At 69.2% G+C, this 25446-nt stretch carries 25 protein-coding genes and 1 riboswitch; of the genes, 12 read left to right on the top strand and 13 right to left on the bottom strand.

Features of this window, described 5'->3' with window-relative positions; all coding sequences use genetic code 11:
- Position 1 precedes the first annotated feature (1 nt).
- The 3 genes from ACESK8_RS08505 to ACESK8_RS08495 form a co-directional block, all read right to left on the bottom strand.
- Positions 2-346: a LysR family transcriptional regulator gene (locus tag ACESK8_RS08505; protein WP_060926768.1), complete on the bottom strand. Its 345-nt coding sequence runs from the start codon at positions 344-346 to the stop codon at positions 2-4.
- 155 nt (positions 347-501) lie between these two features.
- Positions 502-801 (bottom strand): hypothetical protein, encoded by a 300-nt coding sequence (locus ACESK8_RS08500; protein WP_060926767.1) that lies wholly within the window; start codon positions 799-801, stop codon positions 502-504.
- Positions 802-878: 77 nt separating this feature from the next.
- On the bottom strand, positions 879-1418 hold the full coding sequence (locus ACESK8_RS08495; RefSeq protein ID WP_372968184.1) for a GNAT family N-acetyltransferase: 540 nt from the start codon (positions 1416-1418) through the stop codon (positions 879-881).
- Positions 1419-1516: 98 nt separating this feature from the next.
- Here ACESK8_RS08495 and ACESK8_RS08490 point away from each other — a divergent pair, with 98 nt between their 5' ends.
- Positions 1517-2071 carry a Dps family protein gene (locus tag ACESK8_RS08490; RefSeq protein WP_372968183.1) on the top strand — a complete coding sequence of 185 codons (555 nt, stop codon included), beginning with the start codon at positions 1517-1519 and terminating at the stop codon, positions 2069-2071.
- A gap of 21 nt (positions 2072-2092) precedes the next feature.
- Here the strand turns inward: ACESK8_RS08490 and ACESK8_RS08485 are convergent, their stop codons facing one another.
- Entirely contained in the window at positions 2093-2626 is a 534-nt protein-coding gene (locus ACESK8_RS08485; RefSeq protein WP_372968182.1) for a DUF6328 family protein, read from the bottom strand.
- Positions 2627-2695: 69 nt separating this feature from the next.
- Between ACESK8_RS08485 and ACESK8_RS08480 the strand changes: the two genes are divergently transcribed.
- On the top strand, positions 2696-2911 hold the full coding sequence (locus ACESK8_RS08480; RefSeq protein WP_372968181.1) for a hypothetical protein: 216 nt from the start codon (positions 2696-2698) through the stop codon (positions 2909-2911).
- On the opposite strand, the gene ACESK8_RS08475 is transcribed toward ACESK8_RS08480, so the two are convergent.
- Positions 2908-3486: a 1-acyl-sn-glycerol-3-phosphate acyltransferase gene (locus ACESK8_RS08475; RefSeq protein WP_372968180.1), complete on the bottom strand. Its 579-nt coding sequence runs from the start codon at positions 3484-3486 to the stop codon at positions 2908-2910. The genes ACESK8_RS08480 and ACESK8_RS08475 overlap by 4 nt on opposite strands.
- A gap of 92 nt (positions 3487-3578) precedes the next feature.
- Here ACESK8_RS08475 and ACESK8_RS08470 point away from each other — a divergent pair, with 92 nt between their 5' ends.
- Positions 3579-3722: a hypothetical protein gene (locus ACESK8_RS08470; protein WP_372968179.1), complete on the top strand. Its 144-nt coding sequence runs from the start codon at positions 3579-3581 to the stop codon at positions 3720-3722.
- Positions 3723-3774: 52 nt separating this feature from the next.
- Here ACESK8_RS08470 and ACESK8_RS08465 read toward each other — a convergent pair whose 3' ends face one another.
- Positions 3775-5256 carry a DHA2 family efflux MFS transporter permease subunit gene (locus ACESK8_RS08465; protein ID WP_372968178.1) on the bottom strand — a complete coding sequence of 494 codons (1482 nt, stop codon included), beginning with the start codon at positions 5254-5256 and terminating at the stop codon, positions 3775-3777.
- Between the two features lie 168 nt (positions 5257-5424).
- Between ACESK8_RS08465 and ACESK8_RS08460 the strand changes: the two genes are divergently transcribed.
- On the top strand, positions 5425-7470 hold the full coding sequence (locus tag ACESK8_RS08460) for an ABC transporter ATP-binding protein (protein ID WP_372968177.1): 2046 nt from the start codon (positions 5425-5427) through the stop codon (positions 7468-7470).
- 41 nt (positions 7471-7511) lie between these two features.
- On the opposite strand, the gene ACESK8_RS08455 is transcribed toward ACESK8_RS08460, so the two are convergent.
- Genes ACESK8_RS08455 through ACESK8_RS08425 form a run of 7 tightly spaced genes read right to left on the bottom strand, consistent with a single transcriptional unit; the run spans position 7512 to position 14842 of the window.
- A complete protein-coding gene (locus ACESK8_RS08455) occupies positions 7512-8285 on the bottom strand; it encodes an SDR family NAD(P)-dependent oxidoreductase (RefSeq protein WP_372968176.1) in 774 nt (257 codons plus the stop codon).
- A gap of 20 nt (positions 8286-8305) precedes the next feature.
- Entirely contained in the window at positions 8306-9253 is a 948-nt protein-coding gene (locus ACESK8_RS08450; protein WP_372968175.1) for a glycosyltransferase family 2 protein, read from the bottom strand.
- A 37-nt stretch (positions 9254-9290) separates the two neighbouring features.
- On the bottom strand, positions 9291-10430 hold the full coding sequence (locus tag ACESK8_RS08445; protein ID WP_372968174.1) for a cysteine desulfurase family protein: 1140 nt from the start codon (positions 10428-10430) through the stop codon (positions 9291-9293).
- 2 nt (positions 10431-10432) lie between these two features.
- Positions 10433-11284, bottom strand: a complete 852-nt coding sequence (nadC, locus tag ACESK8_RS08440) for a carboxylating nicotinate-nucleotide diphosphorylase (protein WP_372968173.1) — start codon at positions 11282-11284, stop codon at positions 10433-10435.
- Positions 11284-12795, bottom strand: a complete 1512-nt coding sequence (nadB, locus tag ACESK8_RS08435; RefSeq protein WP_372968172.1) for an L-aspartate oxidase — start codon at positions 12793-12795, stop codon at positions 11284-11286. Before nadB ends, nadC begins: the two co-directional genes overlap by 1 nt.
- The gene (nadA, locus tag ACESK8_RS08430) at positions 12795-14129 is read right to left on the bottom strand and encodes a quinolinate synthase NadA (protein WP_372968171.1); all 1335 of its coding nucleotides are present in this window, start codon (positions 14127-14129) and stop codon (positions 12795-12797) included. The genes nadB and nadA overlap by 1 nt, the downstream gene beginning before the upstream one ends.
- A complete protein-coding gene (locus ACESK8_RS08425) occupies positions 14126-14842 on the bottom strand; it encodes an NUDIX domain-containing protein (RefSeq protein ID WP_372968170.1) in 717 nt (238 codons plus the stop codon). Before ACESK8_RS08425 ends, nadA begins: the two co-directional genes overlap by 4 nt.
- A 245-nt stretch (positions 14843-15087) precedes the next feature.
- Here ACESK8_RS08425 and ACESK8_RS08420 point away from each other — a divergent pair, with 245 nt between their 5' ends.
- The 8 genes from ACESK8_RS08420 to gcvP all read left to right on the top strand — a co-directional run bounded on the left by ACESK8_RS08420 (position 15088) and on the right by gcvP (position 25253).
- A complete protein-coding gene (locus tag ACESK8_RS08420) occupies positions 15088-16779 on the top strand; it encodes an ABC transporter substrate-binding protein (protein ID WP_372968169.1) in 1692 nt (563 codons plus the stop codon).
- 37 nt (positions 16780-16816) lie between these two features.
- The gene (locus ACESK8_RS08415) at positions 16817-17812 is read left to right on the top strand and encodes an ABC transporter permease (protein ID WP_060926751.1); all 996 of its coding nucleotides are present in this window, start codon (positions 16817-16819) and stop codon (positions 17810-17812) included.
- The gene (locus tag ACESK8_RS08410) at positions 17805-18782 is read left to right on the top strand and encodes an ABC transporter permease (protein ID WP_372968168.1); all 978 of its coding nucleotides are present in this window, start codon (positions 17805-17807) and stop codon (positions 18780-18782) included. The genes ACESK8_RS08415 and ACESK8_RS08410 overlap by 8 nt, the downstream gene beginning before the upstream one ends.
- The gene (locus ACESK8_RS08405; RefSeq protein WP_060926749.1) at positions 18779-19642 is read left to right on the top strand and encodes an ABC transporter ATP-binding protein; all 864 of its coding nucleotides are present in this window, start codon (positions 18779-18781) and stop codon (positions 19640-19642) included. Before ACESK8_RS08410 ends, ACESK8_RS08405 begins: the two co-directional genes overlap by 4 nt.
- Positions 19639-20475, top strand: coding sequence for an ATP-binding cassette domain-containing protein (locus ACESK8_RS08400; RefSeq protein ID WP_060926748.1), 837 nt, complete (start codon positions 19639-19641; stop codon positions 20473-20475). The genes ACESK8_RS08405 and ACESK8_RS08400 overlap by 4 nt, the downstream gene beginning before the upstream one ends.
- Before the next feature lie 73 nt (positions 20476-20548).
- Positions 20549-20643, top strand: a riboswitch (glycine riboswitch).
- 158 nt (positions 20644-20801) lie between these two features.
- Positions 20802-21986 (top strand): glycine cleavage system aminomethyltransferase GcvT, encoded by a 1185-nt coding sequence (locus ACESK8_RS08395; protein WP_372968167.1) that lies wholly within the window; start codon positions 20802-20804, stop codon positions 21984-21986.
- Positions 21983-22360, top strand: a complete 378-nt coding sequence (gene gcvH, locus ACESK8_RS08390; RefSeq protein WP_372968166.1) for a glycine cleavage system protein GcvH — start codon at positions 21983-21985, stop codon at positions 22358-22360. Before ACESK8_RS08395 ends, gcvH begins: the two co-directional genes overlap by 4 nt.
- A gap of 61 nt (positions 22361-22421) precedes the next feature.
- Positions 22422-25253: an aminomethyl-transferring glycine dehydrogenase gene (gcvP, locus tag ACESK8_RS08385; protein ID WP_372968242.1), complete on the top strand. Its 2832-nt coding sequence runs from the start codon at positions 22422-22424 to the stop codon at positions 25251-25253.
- Positions 25254-25446: the final 193 nt, after the last annotated feature.

Raw genomic sequence — 25446 nt, 5'->3', positions numbered from 1 at the left:
CTCAGCGTCCCTGACGCTTCTTGTAGGGCTTCGGCTGACCCTTCACGATGGGCGCGCGACCCTTGCCCTTGGATGCCTTGGCCTTGCCTCCGGCCGGCGCGACGGTCTTCGGGGCAGGCGGCGGCGCCGCCGCGACGGTCGCGCGCGCCTCGACGAGGAACAGCTCCCCGACACTGGTCAACCGGGGCGTGCCCTCCCGATTGACGAGGGTGTGCCCGACCTCGGCCTCGAGCTTGTCGAGGGAGGTGTAGAGCGACGCGAGGGGGATGCCGAGCTCCTTCGCCGCGCGCGGGAAGTGCAGCGTGTCAGCGAGGACGACGTACCGACGGAGCAGTGCCAACTTCATGCGGTGAACGGTCCTCCTCGAGCGGCGACGATCGCGCTCTCCCTCTAACCTACGCGAGCGCCGGGTGCGCGCACTCCCCGCGCGCACTCCGGCGGACGCACGGATGCCGCGGCTCAGCGAGCCGCGGCATCCGGTGAATCCTGGGGGGCGAGCCGTCAGGCGACCTGCGACAGCACGGCGAAGGACACCGACCCCTCGTCATCGACCCCGGCGTCCAGGATCTTGTCGTCGAGGGCGGCCGCTGCCGTCTCGTCGAGGAACAGGCGGGTGCCGGACACCTCGACGACCTGATCCGCGGGCTCGGGGTCGGGGGTGACGAGGACGGCGAGGCGTGCGCCGCCGTCCGGTCCGGGAGCCGGCGTCGAGTGGATGCGGAGGCCGGCGTCGTCAGCGTCGGTCTGACGGCTGACGAGGGTGTTGACGATTGCGGTGGCGTTGTCGGTGAGGGTGAGCACGAGACTCTCCTTCCGGTTGCGGTCACGCCGCGGACGCGACGTGTCCGGGCCACGATTCCGCACCGGCGGGGTCGTTTTCAACCCGACGCGCGCGGTTCGGAGGGGTCTCCCACCTGATGCAGAGGTTTTCTCAGGAAGACCTGATCGGTGCCGTCGCCCTGGGGCACCCGCTCGGCCTCCTCGTATCCGCACGCCTCGTACAGCCGGATGTTGGCCTCGCTCAGGCTGCCGGTGAAGAGCTCGGCCACGCGTGCCGTGGACGAGCGCTCCGCCTCGGCGAGCAGCGTGCGCCCGATGCCCTCGCCCTGGGTGTCCGGTGCGATGGCGATCCGACCGATCAGCAGCACCCCGTCGTCCTCGCGGTAGCGGATCGCCCCCACGAGTCGTCCGTCGATGCGAGCCGTCAGGCCGGTGCTCGAGCGCAGCTCCGCTTCCACCTCCGCGAGGGTCTGCGTCAGGGGCGGCATGTCGGCGCTGCCGTAGATCTGCGCCTCCGAGACGAAGGCGGCGCGCTGGAGGGTGAGGACCTCACCGGCATCTGCTTCGGTGATCGGAGCGATCACCACCTCCGCTCCGCTGCTGGTCGTCTGTGTCGTCGGTGTCTCTGAATTCGTCACTGCGCCACGATCGGACGTCACCGCGGGCAGTGTCAACCCCCTCGATTCGGCCTGCCGTCGCGGCTACCGTCGCAGGCCAGAGAGCAGGAGGACAACCCATGGCTGAGAACAAGAAGTCAGACACCCCCACGCCGAAGTCCGGCTCGTCGAAGCGCGGCGCGAAGACGACGCGGCGACAGAACGCCGAGAAGGGCTTCACCGCGTCGCCCACGCTGGCGGCCAATCTGCAGGTCGTGCTCGTCGACCTGATCGAGCTGTCGCTGCAGGGCAAGCAGGCGCACTGGAACGTCGTCGGCCGCAACTTCCGCGACACCCACCGTCAGCTCGACGAGATCATCGAGGCCGCGCGCACCTTCAGCGACACGGTCGCGGAGCGCATGCGCGCCCTGCACGCCGTGCCGGACGGCCGGACGGACACCATCGCCGAGACGACATCGTTGCCCGCCTTCCCCGCCGGCGAGGTGTCGACCACCGACACGATCGACCTGATCACCGAGCGCTTGGATGCCGCCGTCGGCACGATGAGGGGGGTTCACGACGCCGTCGACGAGGAGGACCCAACGTCCGCCGACATCCTGCACGCGGTGATCGAGAGCCTCGAGCAGTTCGCCTGGATGGTCAGCGCGGAGAACCGCACCCCGGCCGGACGCTGATCCGCCGCCACGGGGCGTCGATCATCCGCGATCGACGCCCCGTCGGCGTTCCGCCTCACGTTTGACGAGGCGGGGGAGAAGCACCCAGAGCAGCACGACGACCACGAGTGAGGAGACCAGCGCGATGAGTCCCGCAGCCCGGTCGACCGTGAAGTCGATGATGAGCGTCGTCACACCGATGGTGAGGGCGGCGATCGCGACGAGATCGATCTTCACGATCCGTGCGGCCACACGTACGAGCTCCGGCTTGCGCCGTCGGCCGAACAGGGCGCGGTGCATGCCGACAGGGGCGAGTGCCAGGATCGTGGCAAGGGCAGCGAGGGCGACGAGCCCGACGTACACGTCACGCTGGAACTCGTCCATGTCCTCGAACCGAGGAGTGAAGGCGACGGCGAGCAGGAACCCCGTGAGGATCTGCGTTCCCGTCTGCATCACCCGCAGCTCCTGCAGGAGCTCCTCCCAGTTGCGGTCGGCCCGCTCGTTGGGCGTCTCGTCGCGTCCGTCCGCACGATCGTCGTGCTCGACCGCGTGCGCGCGGGAGTCTTCGGGTTCCATGGCTCCAGTCTCGCGGGACGGCATCGATGCTGTCCAGCGGCTTGCGCCCGCGAGAGCGGACATGCACGGATGACTCTGCCGCCGATCAGGGACTGGTGGTCGGAGCTGTCCGACGAGGCGCGACTCGGGCTCCTCGAGTCCGCGCCGCATCTCGGAGAGTCCGCGCGCGAGGAGATCAGGGTCATCACGGGGGCGGTCGTCGGGATGGCGGAAACCCTCTCCGACGAGGACCTCGACTTCGCGCGCGCCGAGCTGGAGCAGGCGGACGACGCGACGGACGACTAGGGAGCCGCCGGGGTCTCCTCACGCAACCGCGGCACGGTGCGACGTTCGGGGCGCAGCCCCGCCTTGTCGGCGTAGAACGCGCGGATGCGGTCCATGTCGGCGGCGACATCGCCGGTGAGATCGACGGTCGGACCGAGCCCGGTCGTCATCGTGGTGCGATCGACGAATCCCAGCGTCACCGGCATCCCGGTCTCGCGCGCGATGCGATAGAAGCCGGACTTCCAGTACTCGTTGCCGCCTCGCGTGCCATCAGGGGTGATCACCAGGCCGAACACGCCGCCCGAGTTCACCTGGTCGACGACGTCCTGCACCACCCGCGCAGGGTCGGCCCGGTCGACCGGGATGCCGCCGAGGCGCCGCATGACCGGCCCGCGCCATCCGCGGAACAGGCTGCTCTTGCCGAGCCAGTGCACCTCGATGCGCAGACGCCACGCGATCGCCAGCATCAGGACGAAGTCCCAGTTGGACGTGTGCGGCGCCCCGATCAGGATGGTCGGCCGCGTGGGCGTCGCCTCTGCAGTGAGGGTCCAGCGGCTGAAGGTCCAGAACAGGCGGGCCAGGAGTCGTGTGAGCACTCGTCCACCGTACGGGAGGTGGACCGTCCGAGCACTGCCGGAACGCCCCGCGAATCGACGCCACCCCCGCGCAGCAGGCGTACGATCGGATGATGGCCACGACACAGGACCCCGCCGAGCAGGATGCAACCGCTGTGCTGCACGAGCTCCCCGGCGCGCTGAACCTGCTCGACGATGCCGCCGCCGGATACTGCAGCGGCGGCGTCTGCCACTTTCCTGCGCCGAAGACGCAGTAGCGATCAGACGCCGCCGCTGCGGTGTCTCAGGCTGTCCCAGCGACCGCCGGTCTCAGTGACCGCCGTGCACGGCTCCCGCGTCGTCTGCGGGCTTGCGCACGAATGCGCTCAGCGCGACCGCGGCGAGCGAGATGATCGCGGCGATGAGGAAGGCCATGCGTGCCCCCGGGGCTCCGGCGACGGCCGTCGGCAGTCCTTCCGCCTCGCCCGCATGCAGGATCGCCGAGTACGTCACCGTGAGGACCGCGACGCCGGCGGCCCCACCCACCTGCTGCAGTGTGTTCAGCACCGCAGAGCCGTGCGAGTAGAGCGAACGCTGCAGTGACCCGAGCGATGCGGAGAACAGCGGGGTGAATGACATCGCGAGACCGACCGACATCGCGGCCTGGACGATGATCAGCACCCACCAGACCGTGTGCTCGCCCACGGTGGAGTAGTAGAACAGCGCTGCCGAGACCAGGATGGTGCCGGGGATCAGCAGCGGCCGCGTGCCGCGGGCGTCGTACACCCGCCCCATGACCGGACCGAGCAGACCCATGAGCACCGAGCCCGGCAGCAGGATGAGTCCCGACTCGAGGGCGTTGAGCCCCGCGACGTTCTGCAGGTACTGCGGCAGCAGGGTCAGCGTGCCGAACATCGACAGCGCCAGGATCGTCATGATGATGACCGCGAACGTGAAGTTGGCCGAGCGGAACACACGCAGGTCGAGCAGGGCGTCGTCGACCCGCTGCAGCAGAAGCTGACGCCACACGAACAGCGCCAGCGCCACGGCACCGACGACGAGCGCGATGATGCCGGCGGTCTCGCCCGAGCCGCCCTCGCCGCCGAACTGGCTGAGGCCGAAGACGATGCCGCCGAATCCGAGCGCCGCGAGCGGGATCGACAGGACGTCGAGGGGGACGACCCTGGTCTCGCCGAGGTTCGTCATCCACTTGACGCCCATGAAGAGGGAGACCAGGGCGATCGGGAGGATGATCGCGAACAGGGCGCGCCAGTGCAGCGTCTCGAGCACGGCGCCCGCGATGGTCGGACCGATCGCCGGCGCGAGGGAGATGACGAGGCCGACCCGGCCCATCATGCGCCCGCGGGACTGCGGAGGCACGACGTTCATGATCGTCGTCATGAGCAGCGGCATCATGATGCCGGTGCCGGCGGCCTGGATGACGCGGCCGGCCAGCAGGATCTCGAACCCCGGTGCCACGAGCGCGACCAGGGTGCCGAGCGAGAACGAGATCATCGCGGCGATGAACACCTGTCGCGTCGTGAAGCGCTGCAGGATGAACCCGGTCGTCGGGATGACGACGGCCATCGTGAGCATGAACGCGCTGGTGAGCCACTGACCGAGCTCGGGCGGGATGCCGAGATCGACGTTGAGATGCGGGATCGCGATCCCCATCGTCGTCTCGTTGAGGATCGCGACGAATGCGGCGACGAGCAGGAGCCAGATCACACGCATGTCGCTGCGCGCGATCTCACCGCCCTGAGCGGCAGCGGCCGGGGGCGTGGCGATCGAACCGGTGTCGACAGCGGACATACGGCCTCCTAGGCACGGAAGAGGGAGGAACTGCGCGAGTGCGCGGCGACCATTCAGCGTAACGGCGGTGTCGGACATTTCATTCCGGATCCCGCCGAATCCGCTCACAGCGGACGGTCAGGCTCGCGGGCCGGGTCCGGTGTCCGCTGCGGTGACTACGCTGGCGACATGAGCATGGTGGGCGGGCGCGGCGGATTCCGCGGCGTGGACGAGAACGCGCAGCGACGGCTCAACGCCGAGGCGCCGACGATCACCGGTCTCGGGTCGAGGGTCGTCTCCCTCTTCCGCCCGTACCGCTGGCGCATCTTCTGGACGGGCGTGCTCGTGGTGTTCGGCGCCGGCATAGCCGTCATCCCGCCGCTGATCGTCCAGCGCATCTTCGACGACGCCCTCTTCCCGGTGGACGGCGGCGGTCCGCAGCTGCAGCTGCTGATCTGGCTGGTCTCGGCGATGGTCGGCCTCTTCCTCTTCTCGGCGGTGCTCGGAGTCGCGCAGACGTGGTTGACCTCGACCGTCGGCAACAGTGTGACGGGCGACCTCCGGGTCCGACTGTTCGAGCATCTGCAGGCCATGGAGCTCGGCTTCTTCACGCGGACCAAGACCGGCGTCATCCAGTCGCGGCTGCAGAACGACGTCGGCGGGGTCTCCGGCGTGCTGACGAACACGGTCACCAGCATCCTCGGCAACGTCGTCACCGTCATCGCCTCGCTCGTCGCGATGATCCTGATCGACTGGCGGCTGACTCTGATCGCCGTGTTCCTCATGCCGTTCCTCATCGTGGTGCAGCGCAAGGTCGGACAGGTGCGGGCGCGGATCGCCGGCGAGACGCAGGAGTCTCTGTCGGAGCTCACTTCCATCACACAGGAGACGCTGAGCGTGTCGGGGATGCTGCTCTCCAAGGCCTTCAACCGGCAGCGCACCGAGTCGCAGCGCTATCAGGCCGAGAACCGCAACCAGGTGACCCTCCAGGTGCGCCGGGCCATGAGCGGTCAGGGCTTCTTCGCGGTCGTGCAGGTGCTCATGGCCAGCGTCCCCGCCGTGATCTACCTCGTGTCCGGGTACCTGATCGCCGGAGGCACGGGAGCGATCACCGCCGGGACCGTCGTCGCGTTCACCACCGTGCAGGCGCGACTGCTGCAGCCTCTGATGGGACTCATGCGGGTCTCGCTCGACCTGCAGACCTCGTCCGCACTCTTCGCGCGCATCTTCGAATACCTCGATCTCGTGCCCGAGATCCAGGACGCGCCGGACGCGATCACCGTCGCCGACGCTCCCGGCCCGCTCGGACGCATCGAGTTCGCCGACGTCGTGTTCCGCTATCCCGATGCGGCGCCCGACGCGCGACCCACACTGCAGGGCGTCTCGTTCGTGGCCGAGCCGGGTCAGCACGTCGCCTTCGTCGGCCCGTCGGGCGCCGGCAAGACGACCGTCCTCTATCTCGCCCCGCGGCTGTACGAGGCGCACGGCGGTGCGGTCCTCTTCGCGGGTGCCGACGTGCGCACGCTGACCCAGGAGTCGATCATCGACCAGGTCGGCATCGTGTCGCAGGAGACCTACCTGTTCCACGCGACGATCCGTGAGAACCTGCTGTACGCGCGTCCCGGTGCGACCGAGGACGAGTTGATCGCCGCGTGCACGGCGGCCAACATCCACCACATCATCGCCGGATTCGAGGACGGCTACGACACGATCGTCGGAGAGCGCGGCTACCGGCTCTCGGGTGGCGAGAAGCAGCGGATCGCGATCGCCAGGGTGCTGCTGAAGGACCCGCCGGTGCTCCTGCTCGACGAGGCCACCTCGGCCCTCGACACGGTGTCGGAGCGTGTGGTGCAGGAGGCCCTCGACGAGGCGGCCAAGGGGCGCACGACTCTGACCATCGCGCATCGCCTGTCGACCGTGATCGGCGCCGACGTCATCCACGTCCTCGAAGCGGGGGAGATCGTCGAATCGGGCACGCATGCCGAGCTCCTCGCCCGCGGCGGACTGTACGCCGAGCTCGCCGCGCAGCAGGTCGCGGCCACCAGGGTCATCGAGACCGAGGCTGTCATCGAGGAGGCGGTGACCGGCGGCGTCGGCGCGGCGCTCGCCCACCGCCGGGCCGACCAGGCTCCCGAGGACTCTGCGGGAGCGGATGCCGTGGCGACGCTCACCGCCCCTGTGCCGCTGCTTGACGCACCTCGCACCGACGATCGGGTGTACCCCGCTGAGTCCTGAGTCCTGAGTCCTGAGTCCGGCGCCGGGTCAGTGCATCCGGTTCAGTGCACGGACATCCCGCCGTCGATGAACAGCGACTGGCCGGTCACATATCCCGAGCCGCTGCCGGCCAGGAAGACGGCCGCTGCGGCGAAGTCCTCGGGGAGACCGTTGCGCCCGATCATCGTCCGTGCGGCGAGGGCGGCGATCCGAGCGGGGTCCTCCTGCAGGCGCGCGTTGAGGGGCGTGAGCACGAAACCGGGGACCAGCGTGTTGCTCGTGACTCCGGTGCCGCCCCAGGCCTCGGCCTCGGAGCGCATCAGGGATTCGACCGCACCCTTGGAGGCGCCGTACACACCGCTGCCGACGAAGGCGCGATGCGCCTGCTGGGAGCTGATGTGGATGAGCCGTCCGAACCCGCGCTCGGCCATCCCGACCGCATAGCGCTGGCCGAGCAGGAACGGTGCAAGCGCGTTCACGGTCATGGTCGCATCCCAGTCCTCCTCGGTGATGTCGGCGAAGGAAGGGCGGATGTTGATCCCCGCCGAGTTCACCAGGATGTCCGGTTCGCCGAAAGGCACAGCAGCGGCCTCGGCGACGGCGCGGATGCCGGCGCGCGAGCCGAGGTCGCCCACGACGCCGGCCGCCCGGCATCCCGCGTCCGTCAGCTCGGCGACGGTGGATGCGATCCGCTCCTCGCCTCTCGCGACGATGACGGTCGCCGCGCCCGCGCGGGCGAGTGCGGTGGCGATGCCGCGTCCGATGCCGGAGCTGCCGCCGGTGACGACGGCCGTGCGGCCGCGGAGGGAGAAGAGTTCGGCGAGATAGTCGTCCATGGGTCTCCTGTCGGGCGTGCTCACCACGCGAGGCCCGCCGTGAGCGTCGGGTCCGGTCGGGCGTCGGCGTACTCGGGCAGCGCCTCGAGCTCGGAGGTGAACGCCGACACCTCGGCCGCGTAGTCGGGATCGGGATGAGTGGCGGCGATCTCGACCAGCGGCGGCACGTCCATCGCCAGGATGAGCTCGAGTCGTGCCGCGACAGCCGCGTGCGCACCGGCCTCGTGCAAGACGCGGATACCGCCGCGCAGGGCCCGAAGGTAGTCGCGGAGGACGGGCAGCTGCGCGCGCCCCTGCGTGATGGAGGTGCCGTCGGCGCGCAGACGCCAGCGGACCACGGTGTCGGGGATGACGTCGAAGGCGCGAGCTCTCGTGTACATGAGCTGCGCGACGACCTGGTCCTCGTAGGCCACGCCCTCAGGGAATCTCAGGTCGCTCCACAGGTCGGTGCGGCTGACCTTCGACCAGGCCACGATGTTCGCGCTCGCGCGGGGGTGCTTGAGGATGCTCGTGCCGAACCGTGCGGGCGATGTGGCAGCCTCGACCCAGGGCTGCACGCGTCCTGGCACGTAGCCCTCGCCGTCGAAGCGCGACCGCACGTACGCACCGGCGACGAAGTCGCTGCCTGTCTCGGCGAGCGTGCCGACGAGGCGTTCGAGTGCCGTGGGCGTCAGCTCGTCGTCACCGTCGAGGAAACCGACCAGCTCGCTGTCGACCCGGTCGAGGGCGGCGTTGCGCGCGGCCCCCAAGCCCCGTGAGGCCTCATGACGGAAGGCGCGGAACCGCGGATCGGATGCGGCGGCGGCCTCGAAGATCGAGCCGGTCTCATCCGTCGATCCGTCGTCGACGAGGAGAGCCTGCCAGCGGGTCTCGGTCTGCGCCCGCAGTGAGTCGAGTGCGGCCGGAGCGAAACCGGCGATGTCGCGGCCGGGGACGATCAGGGTCACGATCGGGGCGGAGGCGGTCACCAGCCGAGTCTATGGCCGGTGCGTGGGGCGGGATCCCTCACCGGCCGGCGACGGCGCGCACGGACTCGGCGACCAGCTGCGCGAGTCGGTCAGGGAGTTCGGCCGGCAGCGGCTCGCGCCCGAACGTGAAGCGGACTGAGGTCTGGGCGACCTGCGGGTCGATACCGCAGGCGAGGAGCACATGCGAGGGATCGTCACTGCCCGCTGCGCATGCCGACCCGCTGGACGACACCACTCCGCGCCGCTCGAGTTCGAGGAGCACGGCCTCGCCGCTCACGCCGGCGAATGTGAAGCTGGCCGTGCCGGGCAGCCTTTCGAGCGGGTCCCCGGTGAGGGCGGCCTCGTTCACGAGGCTCAGGACGCCGGCGATGAACCGCTGCGTCGACGCTCCGATGTGGGAACTCACGCCGGCGCGCTCGGCCTCTGCCAGTTCGAGCGCCGTGGCCAGTGCCACCGCTCCCGCCACGTTCTCGGTGCCGGAGCGTCGCCCGCGTTCCTGACCGCCGCCGTGCAGAAGCGGTTCGAGGGGCACGCGTCCACGGACGGCCAGCGCGCCGATGCCCTTCGGGGCCCCCACCTTGTGTCCCGCGACGGCGATGGCATCCGCGCCGAGCCCCGCGAGGGGCAGCCACCCTGCCGACTGCACGGCGTCGACGTGCAGGGGTACCCCCGCACTGCGAGCGACGCTCCCGAGGGCGGTCACGTCCTGGACGGTGCCGATCTCGTTGTTGGCGTGTCCGATCGCGACCAGAGCCGTGTCGTCGCGCACCGCGCTCCGCAGCGCGTCGACGGTGATCCGCCCGGCGTCGTCGACCGCGACCATGGTCACCTCGACGCCGTGGAACCGCCGCAGATACTCCGCCGACTCGAGGATCGACTCGTGCTCGATGGGGGAGACGGCGAGGTGGCGTCGACCGCTGGACAGGGCGGCGAGCACGATGCCCTTCACCGCCAGGTTGTTCGCCTCGGTGCCTCCCGCCGTGAACACCACGTCTCCCGACCGCATCCCGAGCACGGCGGCGACGCGCGATCGGGCGTCGTCGAGAGCGCTCGCCGCAGCCTCGCCGACCGTGTGACGGCTGGACGGGTTGCCGAAGACGTCGGTGAGAAAGGGGCGCATCGCCTCGAGGACCTCGGGGCGGACCGGCACCGTCGCGGCGTGGTCGAGGTAGAGCATGGTCAGTCGACCCGCACGTCCAGGCCGAGGTCGAGTGCCCTGGCCGAGTGGGTCAGCGCCCCGACGGAGATCACATCGACTCCGGTGGCGGCGATCGCCGCGACCGTGTCGAGGCTGACGCCGCCGGACGCCTCGGTCGTCGCGCGGTCGCCGATCAGGGCGACTCCGGCCCGCAGATCGTCGAGGGTGAAGTTGTCGAGCAGCACCGTGTGAGCGCCGCCGTCGAGCACCGCGGGGATCTGATCGAGCCGGTCGACCTCGACGACGACGTGCGTCGTGTGGGGAAGGCGGGACAGCGCGTCGCGCAGTGCGACCGCGAGGTCCGCGCCCGAGCGGCGCAGCACCGCAAGGTGGTTGTCCTTGGCCATCACCGCGTCGGACAGCGAGTACCGGTGGTTGTGGCCGCCGCCTGACAGCACGGCGTGCCGCTCGAAGGCGCGGAGCCCCGGCGTGGTCTTGCGGGTGTCGACGATGCGGGCGGGGGTTCCGCGCACCGCGTCGACGTACGCCGCCGTCACCGTGGCGATGCCGCTCATCCGCTGGGTGAAGTTCAGCGCGACGCGCTCGGCCGTGAGGATGCCGCGGGCAGCGCCCGACACCGACGCGAGCACGTCTCCGGGCGAGAAGACATCGCCGTCGCCGACGTGCACGTCCACGACGAGCGACGGATCGGTGAGGGCGAAGGCAGAGGCGAAGACATCGCCGCCACTGAAGACGCCTGGTTCGCGGGCGACCAGGTCGGCCGTCGCGGTGGACTCTGCCGTGAGCAGGGTCGTGCTGGTGAGGTCGCCCCAGGGGGCATCCTCTTCGAGAGCTGCGCCGACGACACGGGTGAGCAGGGCGGGAGTGAGCATCAGACGGTCTCCAGAACGGGCGAGGCGAGGGGGTCGCGGAAGTGGGCGCCGACGGAGTCGGTGCGGGCGAGGGCGGCGGATGCGGTCGCGGTGGCGAGGAGCAGGAGGTTCGCGTCCTCGTGGTCGGGTACCGTCTGGGGGTCCCGCGGCATGGCGCTCCACCGGCGGAGGGCGTCGAGTGCGCGCCCGAGACCTTCGTCGGAACGGAGGAGTCCGACCTCGTCCCACATCAGCTGCTGCAGGGCTGCGCGGTGGAAGGGGGTGGGACCGGCATCCGGACGACCGGTGACGCTGTGGCTGGCGCTGCTGTCGAAGGGCGAGGTCTGCCCGGCTGCGTGCGGCCCGTGCGGCCAGGGGCTGTCGAGTGCTGCGGCCGCTCGAGCGCCGAAGACGGCGCCCTCCAGGAGCGAGTTCGATGCGAGCCGATTGGCTCCGTGCACGCCGGTGCGCGCGACCTCTCCGACCGCGTAGAGCCCCGGGACCGTGGAGCGCCCGTCGAGGTCGGTGACGACGCCGCCCATCAGATAGTGTGCGGCGGGCGTCACCGGGATCGGCTGCGCGGCCCAGTCGAAACCGCGTTCGCGAGTCACCCGATCGATCGTGGGGAAACGCCGTGCGAGAGTCGTCGCGCCGAGCATCGTGGCATCCAACCGCACGGCGGACCCCTGGACGGCGGCCTGCCTGGCGATCGTTCGCGACACCACGTCGCGAGGTGCCAGCTCGCCGTCCGGGTGGCTGTCGAAGACGAAACGCCGGCCGTCGGCGTCGAGCAGCGTGGCTCCCTCGCCGCGGACCGCCTCCGACACGAGGAACGCCGGTCCCTCCGCGAGGATCGTCGGGTGGAACTGCACGAACTCCAGGTCCGCGACCGCGGCGCCCGCGCGCAGAGCAGCCGCGATGCCGTCCCCCGTGGCGCCGTCGGGATTCGTGGTGTGGGCGTAGAGGTGACCTGCCCCGCCGGTGGCGAGGATCACGGCATCGGCCGAGAGCTCGGACTCCGCGCCGGCGGTGAGGGTTCGGATGCCGCGGACGATCCCGCCCTGCGCGGTGAGACCGAGCAGGAACGCATGCTCTCGCACGGTGATGCGCGACCGACGGACGGCCGCGACCAACGCGTGGGCGATCGCCGCCCCCGTCGCATCCCCGCCGGCGTGCACGATCCGCGCATGGCTGTGCGCGGCCTCCCGCCCGAGCAGCAGCTCTCCGGTCGGAGACCGGTCGAATGCCACGCCCCGGGTGATCAGCTCGGCGATCCGCTCCCCGGCGCTGCGCACCAGCACGTCGACCGCCGCCGCCTCTGACAGCCCGGCGCCGGCGGTCATCGTGTCGGCGGCGTGCTGCGCGGCAGAGTCGCCGGTGCCGTAGATCCCGGCGACGCCGCCCTGTGCGAGCCCGGTGCATCCGTCTCCCAGTGCGCTCTTCGTCACCACGGTGACCGCGTGCCCCGCCTCCGAGGCATGCAGCGCCGCCGTGAGCCCGGCGATCCCGGAGCCGACGACGACCACGTCCATCAGGCGCTCACCACCACGGGCGGCTTCGCCGCGAGCATCCGCTCCAGAGCCAGTCGAGCGGGATCGGCGACATCGGCCGTCACCGTGATGCGATTCGGGGTGCGACCGGCGACCAGCTCCTCGAGCACCCAGGCGAGGTACCCCGGGTGGATGCGGTACATCGTCGAGCACGGGCAGACGACCGGATCGAGGCAGAAGATCTCGTGCTGCGGGAACTGTGCGGCGAGTCGACGCACCAGGTTGATCTCCGTGCCGATCGCGAAGGTCGTCGGGGTCTCGGCGGCGGCGATCGCGCGGCGGATGTAGTCGGTGGAGCCGGCCTCGTCCGCGGCATCCACGACCTCCATCGGGCACTCCGGGTGCACGATGACCCGCACGCCGGGGTGCTCGGCGCGGGCCTGGTCGATCTGAGCCACTGAGAAGCGGCGATGCACCGAGCAGAAGCCGTGCCACAGGATGACGCGGGAGTCCACGAGTTCGGCGGCGCTCGATCCGCCCAGTGCCCTGCGCGGGTTCCACATCGGCATCTGCTCGAGCGGGACGCCCATCGCCTTCGCGGTGTTGCGTCCGAGGTGCTGGTCGGGGAAGAACAGCACGCGGCGGCCGCGCTCGAACGCCCACTCGAGCACCGTCTCAGCGTTGGAGGAGGTGCAGACGATCCCGCCGTGCCTGCCGACGAAGCCTTTGATCGCAGCGGACGAGTTCATGTACGTCACAGGGATCACCGGCACTCGGCCGTCCTCGTCCTTCGCCTCGAGGTCTCCGAGGACGTCTGCGAGCTGCTCCCAGCAGTCCTCGACCTGGTCGATGTCGGCCATGTCGGCCATCGAGCATCCCGCCGCGAGGTTCGGCAGGATCACGGCCTGGTCGGGCCCCGAGAGCAGGTCCGCGGTCTCCGCCATGAAGTGCACGCCGCAGAACACGATCGCCTCGGCATCCGTCCGCTCCTTCGCTGCCGTCGCCAGCTGGAACGAGTCGCCCACGTAGTCGGCGTGCCGCACCACCTCCTCGCGCTGGTAGAAGTGGCCCAGGACCACGACCCGATCGCCGAGGGTCGCCTTGGCCGCGCGGATCCGCTCGTCGAGCTCCTCCTCGCCGGCGTCGCGGTACTCCTGCGGCAGCTCGCCCTGACGAGGCGCACCCGTGGGGATGACATCGCCCATTGACGAGCCGGGGCCGTAGCCGGGCCGGGTGTCGAAGTCCCACGGCCCGACGGCGAGGTCGGTGGTGCAGGTGGCGTCCGTCGAGGCGCCGGAGACGATCGCCTGGATCTGGTGGTCGACCGACGCATCCTGTGCGGGGACCTGCGGGGTCGGAACGAAGGTGATGCTCATCGGATGCTCGTCTCCTCAGGGCCGAGCGGGCCGTGATCGGCGAGCTCGACGTCGGTGTTGTAGCGGTACAGGCGGGCGGGGCGGTGGTTGCCGGTGCGGAACTGGTCGGTGGGGAGCAGGTTGCCCGCGGATTCGACCTGGCGGCGGAAGTTCGCGGGGTCGAGGTGCTTGCCGAGGATCGCCTCGTAGGCCTCGCGGAGGTCGGCGAGGGTGAACTCGGCGGGAAGGAATCCGTGCGCCACACGGCTGTAGCCGACCTTGCTGCGCAGACGCCACAGCGCGTAGTCGACGATCTTGGTGTGGTCGAAGGCGAGCGTCGGCAGGTCGTCGAGATCGAACCACCGCACGTTCTCCGGGGCCCGACCGGATGCGCGGTGCGCGGCGCTCTGCGCGTCGACGTCGTCCTGACGCAGCAGCGCCCAGTACACGATCGAGACCACGCGGGTGGGGGAGCGGTCGACGGCGCCGAACGCGTAGAGCTGCTCCAGGTAGCTGGGGGTGAGGCCGGTGGTCTCGGCCAGCGTGCGCGCGGCGGCGTCGACAGGGGATTCGGTCGTGGTGAGCCAGCCGCCGGGGAGCGCCCACTGTCCGGCGAAGGGCTCGCGGGTACGCAGCACGAGGGGGAGGGCGAGCACGGCGCCGCCGTCGTCGGTGCGCCTCAGTGTGAGGATCACCGTGGAGACGGCCACGTCGATATCCCTGGTTTGAGTCATAGGTACCTTAACCTCCGAGATCGATCTTAGTGTCATCGCGACTGTTAGTGCACCTTCGTGACATCCCGTGGGCCGAGGCCGAAACGTTATACGACGGCCGGAAGAACCCTTGTCGCCCTGAAATCGATTTGTTAGGTTACTGTCCTAACAAATCCCTTTTCCGGGATCTGCCACGGACCCCATCCCGGGGCTCGGCTCCAACCGGAGAATCCCTCCTGCAGTGCAGCACCGAGAGGAAATTCAGAATGATCCGTAACGGAAGGCGCAAGATCGCGCTCACCGCTGTGGCGGGGGCCTCTGTCCTCGCCCTGGGCTTGACCGCCTGTGGCGCAGGCGGCAGCAACGAGGGGAGCGGTGGCGACAGCGACCGCGCGCTTCGTGTCTGGGCCGGCAGCCAGACCCCGATCACCGCGAACTACAACCCGTTCGCACCGACCGTTCTCCATGGCGCGCTCGGACCCATCTACGAGCCGCTGTTCTTCTTCAACAAGACCGCGGACTCCGAGCCGGTCGGACTCATCGGCGACTCGTACGAGTACAACGAGGATGGCACGGTGATCACGATCACCATCAAGCCCGACCTCAAGTGGAGCGACGGCGAGCCCCTCACGGCGGCCGACGTCGCCTTCTCCTTCACCTACGAAGCCAACAACCCCGAGGGCAACGGCCTCGTCTCGGCCGAGGCCACCGACGACACCACGGTCGTGCTGACCTATTCGAGTGCGCAGTACACGACCGAGTTCCAGCGTCTGGGCTCGACGTACATCCTTCCCGAGCACGTCTGGTCCGAGGTCACGGACTTCGCCAACTTCGCCAACGAGGATCCGGTGGGGTCCGGCGCCTACGTGGTCGACAAGACCACGAGCGAGTCGTACACCCTCGTCGCCAACGAGAACTTCCGTGACGCGGACGAGCTCGGCGTCAAGAAGGTGCAGTACATCGCGGTGGACAACAACCAGACCGCGCAGGACCTGCTCGCCGCCGGCAAGCTCGACTGGACCGGCATGTTCATCCCGAACCCCGACGACGTCACCGGCAACGGTGCGATCGACTGGATCAACACCCCGCAGGACCCGACCGTGCTGTACACCTGCTCGAACGCGGAGCTCGGATGCACGGGCCCGCAGACCGATGTCGCGGTGCGACAGGCACTCAACGTCGCCATCGATCGTGCGGCCATCAAGGACAAGGCGTTCGTGGGCCTGACCGGTGACATCTCGCCGACCTTCGCCCTGCTGCCCCGCGACGAGAAGTGGGTGGCCGACTCCGCGAACGAGGTCAGCCCGCAGGAGGCGAACGCCGCGGAGGCGGGGGAGATCCTCGAGGCCGCCGGCTACACCAAGGACGGCGACTTCTATGCGAAGGACGGCACGCCGATCGAGCTCAGCCTGATCTCCGTCGACGGCTGGACCGACTACAACGACGCGGCCAAGCTGATCGCCGAGCAGGCGGAGGCCGCCGGCATCAAGGTCACCGCATCGACGGTGCAGTGGCAGGAGTTCTCGGATGCCCGTCAGGGCGGTGACTTCCAGCTGATCGTCGGCGGTGTCATCGGCACCTCCGTCGCCGACCCGTTCCAGATCTACCGCGACTGGTTCGGTGGCACGGACGTCGCATCGACCAGCCCGGTCGGCACCGAGGTCCCTGCAGGACGCTGGAACTTCAGCCGCTACAACAACCCCGTCGTCGACGAGGCCGTCCAGGCCGCCATCAGCACGAACGACGAGGCCGAGAAGAAGGAGCTGTACGGCACGATCCAGACCGAGATCGTGCGTGACCTCCCCTACATCCCGCTGGTCGTCAACGCGACGCAGACCTTCTACAACACGAAGGACTTCACGGGCTGGCCGACGGAGGACGACCTCTACGCCTTCCCGCCGTCGTGGGGCGCGATCGCGGCAGGCTACGTCCTGACGCAGCTCGAGCCGGCCAACTGAGCAGTGAGTCGGGGGAGGAGGAAGCAAGGTCTGTGACATGAAGTTCTATGCACGAAGGATCGGGTTCTACGCGTTCACTCTGTGGGCCGCGATCTCACTCAACTTCCTCCTTCCCCGGCTGATGCCGGGGAACCCGGCCGACATCATGATCGCCAAGATGCAGCGAGCAGGCGGTGAGGTCTCCGAGACCACGATCCGCAACATCAAGCTGCTTCTCGGCGGCGATGACTCCTCGCTCTGGGAGCAGTACATCGCCTACTGGGGACGCATGTTCCAGGGTGATCTCGGCGTCTCGGTGACGAAGTTCCCCACCCCGGTCAGCGAGCTGATCAGCCAGGCGCTGCCCTGGACGCTCATCCTCGTCGGCACGGTCACCGTCATCTCCTTCATCCTCGGCGTCGTCCTCGGCGCCTGGGCGGGGTGGAAGCGTGGGACCTGGGTCGACCACCTGATCCCCGCGACGACGGTGCTGCAGTCCATCCCGTACTTCTGGATGGCGCTGCTGCTCGTCTCCGTCTTCGCCGTCGGGCTCGGCTGGTTCCCGATCTTCGGAGGCTACGACGTCTTCGACTTCCCGGACGGCCCTGAGCCGACGTGGGCGTTCTTCACCAACGCGCTCTCGCACGCGGTCCTGCCGGCCCTCACGATCGTCATCTCCTCGGTCGGCGGCTGGATGTTCGGGATGCGCAACATGATGGTGCAGACCATGGCGGAGGACTACGTCCTCACCGCCGAGGCCAAGGGGCTCCGGCCCCGGCGCATCATGACCACGTACGCTGCCCGCAACGCGGCGATCCCGTCGATCGCGGGTTTCTCGATCACCCTGGGGTTCGTGGTCGCCGGATCGATCGTCATGGAGCAGGTGTTCACCTATCCCGGCATCGGCAAGCTGATGTTCCAGGCGGTCACGAACAACGACTACGCGCTGATGCAGGGACTCTTCCTCGTCATCACCATCACCGTGCTCGCCGCCAACTTCTTCATGGACCTCGTCTATGGCTTCATCGATCCGAGGGCGCGCCAGAATGTCTGACACCGAGAACACCCTGCTGATCACCAAGGATCAGCCCATGACCCAGCCGGCGAGCACCATCTCGCTGGCCACGCAGCGGCCGCGCAAGCGTCGCGTGCTGCCGACCTCGTCGGCGAAGTTCGTCGTCGGCGCCACGCTCGTCCTCGCGATCGTGCTGTTCGCGATCATCGCGCCGATGTTCTCGCAGGACCCGCGCAGCACCGACAATCCGGCGCTGCTGCCGCCCTCCGCGGAGCACTGGCTCGGAACCACCAAGCTCGGCAACGACATGTTCGCCCAGCTCGCGATCGGCGCCCAGGGCTCGCTCCTGGTCGGCGTCGTCGCCGGCGGGATCGCCATCGTGCTCTCCCTCGTCTTCGGCGTGCTGGCCGGCTACCTCGGCGGGTGGCGCGAGGATGCACTCGCGCTGTTCACCAACGTGATGATCGTGATCCCCGGCCTGCCGCTGGTCATGGTGATCGCCTCCTTCGTGCCGCAGCGCAGCTGGCAGCTCGTGGCGTTCGTGCTCGGGATCACCTCGTGGGCCGGTGCCGCCTACGTCCTGCGCCTGCAGACCCGGTCGCTGCGCACGCGCGACTATGTGTACGCGTCGAAGGTCGCGGGGGAGCGCTCGTTCCGCGTCATCCTCGTCGAGATCATGCCGAACCTGCTGCCTCTGCTCACCGCGCAGTTCCTGTTCGCGATCATCTTCGCCATCCTGGGCGAGGCGGGGCTGTCCTACCTCGGCCTCGGGCCGAACTCCTCCATCACCTGGGGGACCATCCTGAACGACGCGCAGTCCGGGCAGGCGCTCGGACGAGGGGCGTGGTGGTGGTTCGTGCCGCCGGGGGTCATGATCGCCGTGCTCGGTGCGGGACTCGCGCTGATCAACTTCGCGATCGACGAGGTCATCAACCCGAAGCTGCGCGCCGCGCCGGATGCTGCTCGCCGTGTGCGCAAGGCGGCCAAGACGAAGGGGGTCGCCGCATGAGCGCTCCGGACGCCGTGCTCACGGCCCGCAACGTGTCGATCGAGTACGAGGTCGACCCACCGGTCAAGGCCGTGCGGAACGTGTCGCTGACCCTCAACCGCGGCGAGATCCTCGGACTCGCCGGGGAATCGGGATGCGGTAAGACGACGCTCGCGTACGGGATGAACCGGCTGCTCAAGGCGCCGGCGCTGATGACCGGCGGGGAGATCGTCTTCCACGACCGCGACGGGCACGACATCGACATCGTCGCGCTCGACGGCGACGGACTGCGGGCGTTCCGCTGGGACAAGATCTCGATGGTCTTCCAGGGGGCGATGAACTCCCTCAATCCGGTGATCGATGTGCGGGCGCAGATCTTCGACATCTTCGACACCCACCGTCCCGGGATGTCGAAGAAGGACAAGCAGGCGCGCGCGGAGGAGCTGCTCACGCTCGTCGGCGTCGACCCGTCGCGGCTGACGAGCTTCCCGCACGAGCTGTCCGGCGGCATGCGCCAGCGCATGATGATCGCGATGGCGCTGGCCCTCGACCCGCAGGTGATGATCATGGACGAGCCCACCACGGCGCTCGACGTCGTGGTCCAGCGGGGGATCATCCGCGAGATCATGCGCCTGCGCGAGCGGCTCGGGTTCGCGGTGATCTTCATCACGCACGACCTGCCGATGCTGATCGAGATCAGCGACCGGATCGCGGTCATGCTGCAGGGCGAGATCGTCGAGGAGGGCACGGCGGAGGAGATCTACCGCACGCCGCAGCACGAGTACACGAAGCGGCTGCTGTCGAGCTTCCCCAGTCTGACCGGCGCGCGCGGCGATTTCGTGCGCACCGGCAACCAGCCCAGTCAGGAGGAGGTCCGATGACCGGTCCCACGCTCGAGGCCCGCAATCTCGTCAAGGACTTCACACTGCGTTCGGGGCTGAAGACCTCGACGCTGCATGCCGTCAAGGATGTCTCGTTCACCATCGCCGCCGGCAAGACGGTCGCCCTGGTGGGAGAGTCCGGATCGGGCAAGTCGACCATCGCCCGGATGCTCATGAAGCTCGAGACGCCCACCAGCGGACAGATCCTGCTCGACGGGCAGGAGACGGGGATGCGCGGACGAGCCGTCGAGCGCTACCGCTCGCAGGTGCAGATGGTCTTCCAGGACCCGTTCGCCTCGCTGAATCCGTTCCACACGATCCTGCATCACCTCGAGCGGCCGATCCGACTGCATCATCCGAAGCTCTCCGGCGACGAGGTGCGCGCCCGGGCGATCGACCTCCTCGAGCGGGTGCGGCTCACCCCGGGCGAGAGCTTCGCGGAGCGGCGCCCCCACGAGCTCTCCGGCGGGCAGCGGCAGCGCGTCGCCATCGCTCGCGCACTCGCGCCCGGCGCACGCTTCATCGTCGCGGACGAACCCGTCTCGATGCTCGACGTGTCCATCCGACTCGGGGTCCTGAACCTCCTCGCGGATCTGCAGCGCGAAGACGACCTCGGCGTCCTCTACATCACCCACGATCTGGCGACCGCACGCCATTTCAGCGACGAGATCATGGTGCTCTACAAGGGCGATGTCGTCGAGCGCGGGCCGGCGGACGCGGTCATCCTCGACCCGCAGCACGAGTACACGAAGACGCTGCTGGGTGCCGCGCCCGAGCCGGAGAACCTCGGCCGTCTGCGCGATGAGGTGCGGGCCGAGATCGCCGGGAGATGAGAGCGGCGCCGAAGGCCCTCGGCGGGGCTCTGTCGACCCGCTAGACTGGACCCCACAAGTGAAGACAGGCCGTATGACCCACGCGGGAGAGCCCCGGCGAACGCAGCCGGGCACCGAAGGAGCAAGCCTCCCCGCCAATCTCTCAGGTACGCGTACCGCGCGGTTCCGGCCACTCTGAAAAGCGAGTTCGAGCGACGCGGCATCCGCTCGTCTCCGCCGACGGTGAAAGCCCAGTCCCTGGGCGAAGCTCTCAGGCCCATGACAGAGGGGGAGTTCCGAGGAACGGCGACGCCGCCGTTCCGCCCGCCCCAGCCCGGGAGAACTCCATGTCCGACCCCCGCTACACCCCGCTCCGTGAGCGCCACGAGGCGCTCGGCGCCTCCTTCACCGACTTCGGCGGATGGCAGATGCCGGTGCGCTACACGTCCGACCTCGCCGAGCACCATGCGGTGCGACAGGCGGCTGGGCTGTTCGACATCTCGCACATGGCCGAGTTTCTGGTGACCGGAGACTTCGCGGGAGAGTTCCTCGACTACGCGCTCGCCGGGCGGCTCTCGGCGATGACCGTGGGCAAGGCGAAGTACTCGCTGGTGCTGGCAGAGGACGGTGGCATCGTCGACGATGTCATCGTGTACCGCCTCGCCGAGGATCGCTACCTCGTGATCGCGAACGCGGGCAACCGTGGATTCGTCGACGCGGCCTTCGCCTCGCGCGTACGCTCCTTCCCGTCGAAGATCGAGCGGGACCGTCCGGAGCTCGCAGGCGGAGCGGAGCGGAGCTTCGAGGGCTTCCTCGGCGACCGCGGCGTCGACGTCGAAGACGTCTCGGACGAGTACGCGCTCCTCGCCGTGCAGGGTCCGACCGCCGAGGCGATCGTCTCGTCCACGGCGGGGATCACCGATCTCGGCACCCCGTGGGCGGAGCAGAAGTACTACGCCTGGGCCGACGCGCTGTTCGCCGGCAGCCCCCTCCTCCTGGCCAGGACCGGGTACACCGGCGAGGACGGCTTCGAGCTGCTCGTGAAGGCGGCAGACGCCCCGGCACTGTGGGATGCGCTGCTCGACGCCGGGCAGGCGCACGGACTCGTCCCTGCCGGCCTCGCAGCCCGCGACACGCTGCGACTCGAGGCGGGCATGCCGCTCTACGGCCACGAGCTCTCCCGCGACATCAAGCCGTCGCAGGCGGGTCTCGGACGCGTCGTGGTGGCCGACAAGGAGGCCTTCATCGGCAAGGGCGCCGTGGATGCCGCATCCGACGCCCCCGTCCTCGTCGGACTCGTGGCGGAGGGAAAGCGCGCGGGACGCGCCGGCTATTCCGTGGTCGATCAGGACGGTGCCGTCCTCGGTGAGATCACCAGCGGCGCGCTCAGCCCGACGCTCGGACACCCGATCGCGATGGCCTACGTCGCCCCGTCTTCCGCTGCGGCGGCAACCGCAGTATTCCTTGATGTGCGGGGGACCAGGATCCCCGCGACCGTGACCGCTCTGCCTTTCTACCGGAGGACCAAATGACCGACCTCAACGCACTCAGCTACACGGATGAGCACGAGTGGATCGCCGCAGACGGCGACACCGTGACCATCGGCATCACCGACTACGCCGCCGACAAGCTGGGTGACGTCGTGTTCGTCGAGCTGCCCGCCGTCGGCACCGAGATCATCGCCGGTTCCGTCGTCGGCGAGATCGAGTCGACGAAGTCGGTTGGCGAGCTGTACGCCCCCGTCGCCGGCACCGTCGTCGAGATCAACGACGCCGTGGTCGACGACCCCTCGCTCGTGAACGCCGAGCCGTTCGCGGGAGGCTGGCTCATCAAGGTGTCCGTCGCCGCCGGCGCACTCGACGGTCTGATGGACCGCGACGCATACGTCGCACTCACGGAGGGCTGATCGCACAGTGGTCTCCTTCGCCGATCGTCACATCGGAACCACCGCCTCCTCCCAGCGCCGGATGCTGGACGCGCTGGGGGTCGAGTCCGCGCTCGAGGACTGGAGCCCGGTCGAAGCGCTGATGCGCCAGGCCGTTCCCTCCTCCATCTTCACCGCCGCCACCGAGGAGTCGGTCATCCCGCGCGCGGCGAGTGAGACCGAGGCCCTCGCCGAACTGCGTGCGCTCGCCGCCCGCAACACGGTCAACCGTCCGATGATCGGCCTCGGATACTACGGCACGATCACCCCGCAGGTGATCCAGCGCAACGTGCTCGAGAACCCGTCCTGGTACACCGCATACACGCCGTACCAGCCGGAGATCTCGCAGGGCCGCCTGGAGGCCCTCATCAACTTCCAGACGATGGTCGCCGAGCTCACCGGGCTCACGACGGCGAACGCCTCGATGCTCGATGAGTCGACCGCGGTCGTGGAGGGGATGCTGCTCGCGCGGCGCGCCTCGAAGACGAAGTCCCCGGTGTTCGCCGTCGACGCCGACGCGTTCCCGCAGACGAAGGCGCTGCTCGAGACGCGTGCCGCCGCCGTCGGCATCGAGCTCGTCTCGGTCGACTTCGCCGCGGGGGAGCAGCTGCCCGATGAGCTCTTCGGAGTCTTCGTGCAGTACCCGGGCGCCTCTGGACGGGTGTGGGATCCGAGCGCCGTCATCGACGCCGCTCACGTCGCCGGCGGACTCGCCGTCGTCGCCGCCGACCTGCTCGCCCTCACCCTCATCGCCTCGCCGGGGTCTCTGGGAGCCGATGTCGCCGTCGGCACTACCCAGCGTTTCGGGGTGCCGATCGGCTTCGGCGGCCCGCACGCCGGATACATGGCCGTGCGCTCGGGCCTCGAGCGTCAGCTCCCCGGCCGCCTCGTCGGCGTCTCGGTCGACGCGGACGGCAGGCCGGCCTACCGGCTGTCGCTGCAGACCCGTGAACAGCACATCCGCCGTGAGAAGGCGACCAGCAACATCTGCACCGCGCAGGTCCTGCTCGCCGTGATGGCGTCGATGTACGCCGTCTACCACGGACCGGACGGACTGAAGGCGATCGCCCGGGAAGTCGCGGCGAAGACCTCGATGCTCCGCGACTGGCTCGCCGACGCCGGAGTGGAGGTCGTCCACGACTCGTTCTTCGACACTCTCCGCGTGCGCGTGCCAGGACGGGCGGCGGAGTTCGTCGCCCAGGCGCATGACGGGTTCGGCATCCTGCTGAACGCGGCGGATGCCGACACCATCGGCATCTCGGTCGACGAGACCACCACCGTCAGCGAGCTCCATCAGGTGGCCCGTGTCTTCGGCGGGGCTCAGAACAGGGCGTTCGGTTTCTTCGGCTCCGGCTCGCACGGCGCGCTTCCCGACGGCCTGCTGCGCCAGGACGAGTACCTCACGCACCCGGTCTTCCACGCACACCGCAGCGAGACCGCGATGATGCGGTACCTGAAGAGCCTCGCCGACCGCGACTACGCGCTCGACCGCGGCATGATCCCGCTCGGCTCGTGCACGATGAAGCTGAACGCCGCCACCGAGATGGCATCGATCACGTGGCCGGAGTTCGCGGGCATCCACCCGTTCGCACCGGCATCCGACGTCGCAGGATACCTCGAGCTGATCGATCAGCTCGAGGCGTGGCTCGCGGAGGTCACGGGATACGACGCCGTCTCACTGCAGCCGAACGCGGGATCGCAGGGCGAGCTCGCCGGTCTCCTCGCGATCCGCGGCTACCACCTCGCCAACGGCGACTCGCAGCGCACCGTCTGCCTGATCCCGTCGTCCGCCCATGGCACGAATGCGGCTTCGGCCGTGCTCGCCGGCATGAAGGTGGTCGTCGTGGCCTGCGACGAGCTCGGCAACGTCGATCTCGACGACCTCCGGGCGAAGATCACCGCGCACGCCGACGAGCTCTCCGCGCTGATGATCACCTACCCGTCGACGCACGGCGTCTACGAGCAGGACGTGGTCGAGATCACCACTGCGGTGCATGACGCCGGCGGACAGGTGTACGTCGACGGCGCGAACCTCAACGCACTGCTGGGCTACGCCCGGTTCGGCGACCTCGGCGGCGACGTCTCGCACCTCAACCTGCACAAGACGTTCGCGATCCCGCACGGCGGCGGCGGCCCCGGTGTGGGGCCCGTGGCGGCCAAGGCGCATCTCGCGCCGTACCTGCCCTCGCACCCGCTCGCGCAGAAGGCCGAGCACGCGGGAGGATTCGTGTTCGAGGGCGGTGCGGTGTCTGCGGCGCCGTACGGATCCGCGGGCATCCTCCCGATCTCCTGGTCGTACGTGCGGATGATGGGGGCCGACGGCCTCCGCAATGCCACGGCGGCGGCGGTGCTGTCGGCGAACTACATCGCCGCACGCCTGGGAGAGCACTACCCGGTGCTCTACGCGGGCGAGAACGGTCGCGTGGCGCACGAGTGCATCCTCGACCTGCGCCCGCTGAAGGAGACGACCGGCATCACGGTCGACGACGTGGCGAAGCGCCTGATCGACTACGGCTTCCACGCCCCGACCATGTCGTTCCCGGTCGCGGGCACTCTCATGGTCGAGCCGACGGAGTCCGAGGACATCGATGAGATCGAGCGGTTCATCGAGGCGATGATCATGATCAAGGCCGAGGCGGATGCCGTGGCGGCGGGCCGCTGGCCCGCCGACGACAACCCGCTGGTGCACGCTCCGCACACGGCTGTGTCGCTCATCGCGGGGGAGTGGAACCACTCGTACACGCGTGAGGATGCCGCCTACCCGGTGCACGCATTGGTGGCCGGCAAGTACTGGCCGCCGGTGCGCCGCATCGACCAGGCCTACGGTGACCGTAACCTCGTGTGCGCGTGCCCGCCGGTGGAGGCCTTCGCCTGAGCCGATGACACACAGAAGACGGCGCCGCCACCCGCGAGGGGGGCGGCGCCGTCTCTCGTTTCCGTGGATTTCCGCATGTTTCCGCGATATTACGGTTGGTCACCACTCAGTAACGGTTCATTAGCCGAGTGCGGTGCCGGTTCGAAGCCGGGTTACAGTCAACTATCCCTACGCGTTCGACGATGAGCGCGCA

Source organism: Microbacterium sp. (genome assembly GCF_041641055.1).
In the GTDB taxonomy this organism is placed as follows: domain Bacteria; phylum Actinomycetota; class Actinomycetes; order Actinomycetales; family Microbacteriaceae; genus Microbacterium.
The sequence above is the reverse complement of the archived record's forward strand: the minus strand, read 5'-3'. Positions and strand labels throughout refer to the sequence as shown.